4 protein-coding genes are annotated in these 3,673 nt (G+C 68.1%); all 4 read right to left on the bottom strand.

Annotation, left to right across the window (positions count from 1 at the left end):
• On the bottom strand, positions 1 to 1,596 hold a 1,596-nt coding region (locus AB4Y86_RS14415; RefSeq protein ID WP_441402885.1), incomplete at its 3' end, for a HelD family protein.
• A 178-nt stretch (positions 1,597 to 1,774) separates the two neighbouring features.
• The gene (locus AB4Y86_RS14410; RefSeq protein WP_441402884.1) at positions 1,775 to 2,338 is read right to left on the bottom strand and encodes an adenine phosphoribosyltransferase; all 564 of its coding nucleotides are present in this window, start codon (positions 2,336 to 2,338) and stop codon (positions 1,775 to 1,777) included.
• 53 nt (positions 2,339 to 2,391) lie between these two features.
• Positions 2,392 to 2,991, bottom strand: coding sequence for a hypothetical protein (locus tag AB4Y86_RS14405; protein WP_441402883.1), 600 nt, complete (start codon positions 2,989 to 2,991; stop codon positions 2,392 to 2,394).
• 48 nt (positions 2,992 to 3,039) lie between these two features.
• Positions 3,040 to 3,654, bottom strand: a complete 615-nt coding sequence (locus tag AB4Y86_RS14400) for a DNA-3-methyladenine glycosylase (protein WP_441402886.1) — start codon at positions 3,652 to 3,654, stop codon at positions 3,040 to 3,042.
• Positions 3,655 to 3,673 lie beyond the last annotated feature (19 nt).

Genomic DNA, 3,673 nt, shown 5'->3' with positions numbered 1-3,673 from the left:
CCATTGCATCGGTGAGAGTTCCTGTGCCTCGTCCACCACAATGTGCCCGAAAGCCCAGTTGCGGTCGCTCGTGGCACGTTCCGCCGCGGTCAGCCGGGCCTCGCGCTCCTGGTTTTGGTCCACCAGTTCCTCGGCGGAGATCAGGACATCCACCCCGGCCGTTTCCATGTTGACCAGGGTCTGCTTGGCGTTGGCGAGGTCCCGGGCGCGGTCGTGCTCCTGCTGGGCCAATCCCCGGCCGGCGGCTGGATCCAGTTCGCCCAGCAGTTCGGCGGCCTCGTCGAGGAGCGGCACGTCGGCTTCGGTCCATGGCGAACCGGCCGGCCGCAGCAGCAGGGCCCGTTCGGCCGGACTCAGGTCCGGGGTGCAGGCCTCCAGGATGGCGGGTTTGCTCAGCAGCTCACCCACCAGCTTTTCCGGCGTCATCGGCATCCAGCACAGGTTCAGGGCCACCCGGACGTCCCTAGCCGAGCGCACGTCCTCGGCGAGGTACGAGCGGTCGGCGTTGTTGCCGATGCTGCCGGCTTCGACCAGCTCGGTCATCTGCTCGGTGAGCTCCCGCAACAGGATCTTGACGAACGAGACCCTCGCCTCGTTGTGCGGCTTGCCGGTGGCACGTGCTTTCTCCCGGGCACGGCGGACCTGGCGCGGTGTCAGCACGAGCTTGCGGCCGTCCACCTCGAGCGTGCGGTTTTCGGCGGGGATCCGCTGCCGGTTGGCGACGGCGTTCGCCACCACCTCGGCCATGTCGAGCCGGCCCTTGAGGGCGGCAACGTCCGAATCGTCTTCGGCGACGGCGTGAATGCCGGGCATCAGGCGCCCCAGGCTGGCCATCACCACGCCGGTCTCGCCCAGGGACGGCAGCACCCGCTCGATGTAGTTCATGAACGACGACGACGGCCCCACCAGCAGGACGCCGGCGGTCTTGAGCCGGTCCCGGTGGGTGTAGAGCAGGTAGGCGGCCCGGTGCAGGGCGACGGCAGTCTTACCGGTGCCGGGACCGCCCTGGACCACGAGGGCGCCGGAGATGGAAGAGCGGATGATCCGGTCCTGCTCGGACTGGATGGTGCCGACGATGTCCGACATCCGGCCGGTGCGCTTGGAATTCAGGGCAGCGAGGAGTGCGCCTTCGCCCTGCAACGATTCGTTGTCGGCCAGCAGGTCGGCGTCGAGCACATCGTCCTCGATCGCCTTGACCTCACGGCCCTGCAGGATCAGGTGGCGGCGGCGGCGCACGCCCTGCCGGTCGAAGGCCGTGGCCTGGTAGAAGTGGCCGGCTTCGGGCGCCCGCCAGTCCACCATCAGGCGTTGCAGGTCCTCGGTGGTGAGGCCGATGCGGCCGATGTACTGGGCATCCCCGGAGTCCAGGTCCAGGCGACCGAACACAAGGCGGTCGTCGACGGCGTCGAGCTGCGCGAGCCGGTCCTCGTAGAGCGCCGCGAAGGCGTCCCGCTCGGAGACGTTTTGCATCGTGCCCACGGCGCCGGCACGGCGGACTTGGGCAAGCTGGGCGCGCTTTTCCGCCCGCAACTCGTCCAGCCGGGCATAAAGTCCGGCTACGTAGTCGCGTTCATGGGCCAAATCAGCGTCGTGCATCGAACGTTCCCCTATCGAAAAAGACAGACCCACCATTCTACAACCTTTTCAGCCGGTCCGCCCGAAACATGTCAGATTTCTACCAATTTCGGCGGCCCGCGCCTTTTTTCAGGCATTCTACCGAGGCGGCCGCAGGCCTCCAGCCAACGGTCCGGCCACGGTCAAAGCCCACGGTCGGCTACAGGTTCAGCAGCGAGTGGATCCGGTGTCCGTCCAGGGCGGTCCTACCGTTCAGTTCGCCGATTTCCATGACGACGCCGACGCCGGTTACCTCGGCACCGCACCGTTCGAACAGCCGGGCGGCTGCGCCGAGGGTGCCGCCGGTGGCCAGGACGTCGTCGAGGATGAGCACACGGGTGCCCGGTGCCAGGTCTGAGCGGTGCAGCTCCAGCGTGGCGGTGCCGTACTCGAGCGAGTAGTCCTCCGAGATCACCTCGCGGGGCAGCTTGCCGGCCTTGCGCACGGTGACGACGCCGGTGTCCGTCGCATAGGCCGCGGCGGCGGCAAGCAGGAAGCCGCGTGCTTCCACGCCGGCGACGGCGTCGAAGCTGCCCAGGAACGGACCCACCAGCGCGTCGACTACAGCTTTGAAAGCGGCACCGTCGGCGAACACCGGGGTCAGGTCCTTGAAGACGACCCCCGGCTTGGGATAGTCCAGGACGGTCGCGCAGAGGCTGGTGATCAGCTCGTCCACCGGGGTTGCATTGCTCGTCTGGGTAAGGTGCTGCTCGCTTTGTTTCACCCGTCAATCTTACTGGCTGGTAGAAAACCGCCGCCCGGGTCGCAGCAGCCTGCCTACCGGCCGGCAGCCCGCCCTGCTTCCTCGTCCGCCGCTTCCGGGGCCCGCAGGAGGCCGTTGGCGAAACCGTATCTGACCAGGTCCAACGCCTTTTCGAGTGCACGCTCCGCGTCAAACCGCCTGGCCGCGGCCGCACCCAGGCGGGCATAGTCGGTTGCCCAGCCGGAGCGGTGGAACCGGTCAGCGTCGCCGTGCAGGAGCCGCCCGTAGAGGACGTCCTCGAAGCGGTCGGAACCGTCGTCCGGCGCCGGTCCCGGCACCACAGGCTGACGGCCCTGGACCATCTCCTCGGTGAACAGCTCAACCACTTGTTGCGTCCCGTCAGCTATGCGGGGGTCGGCCGAGTAGTTACAGAGCCGGAGCGCCCTCACCACCAGCTTGAGCGAAACGTGTTCATCTCGAACGATGAATTTGCGCAGCATCGCGGCCCGGAAAAGCTCGATCCAATGCCTGCGCTCCCCCTCGATGGAGTGCACTGCCTGCTCCGCGTCGGCTTGGAACAGCGCGACCATCCGGAAGTACTCGGCGGCCAGCTGCGCAAAAATCTCAAGCCTCTCGAGTTCGTTGCCCGGTTTACCGCGTTTGCCTTCGCCCATGAGAAGCCATCTTTCCTCCACTGCCGCTGCCAGACCCAGGATTGCCGGCTACGCCGTCCGCACCTTCGCCGCCTTGTATCGGGAGACTGTCGGGTCGCCGGTGATCCAGAAGCGCCACGGGTACTGGTCCGTACCACCGGCGCCGGAGACGCCCACCCTAGGCCCGGAACTGATTTCCGATGCCGGTTCGTCCGGGAGCTCAAGCCTGAACGGCTGGCCCAACACGTCGCGGCCGCTGTCCGCCGTCGTCAGGCCCAGGGCGGTAGCGAAACGGGCGGGGCCGCTGGCCAGGTCCTTGGGGGCTTTCGACGTCGGCCGCCGCGCGAGCGCCAGCACCTCTCCGGCCACCACTTTGCCGGCGCGCAGCAGGACGGCGGAGGCGACCCCCTCGGGGCCGCAGACGATGTTGGCGCAGTGGTGCATGCCGTAGGTGAAGTACACGTACAGGTGCCCCGCTGGCCCGAACATCGGGGCGTTTCGCCGGGTCTGGCCGCGGAAAGTGTGCGAGCCGGGATCCGGGTGCAGCGAGTCTCCCGGCCCCAGGTAAGCTTCCACCTCGGTGATCCGGACCGCGACCGTCCCGCCGTGGCTTTCGTGCGTGAGCACGGCGCCGAGCAGCAGCGGGGCCACGGTGCGGGCGTCGGCGGCGAGCAAGCCGCGCACGGCATCGGGCGTGCGGCGT

The organism is Arthrobacter sp. 2YAF22_2, from assembly GCF_052114645.1.
Taxonomy (GTDB): Bacteria; Actinomycetota; Actinomycetes; order Actinomycetales; family Micrococcaceae; genus Arthrobacter.
Note: the sequence above shows the minus strand (reverse complement) of the source record. Positions and strands in the feature narration are given on the sequence as shown.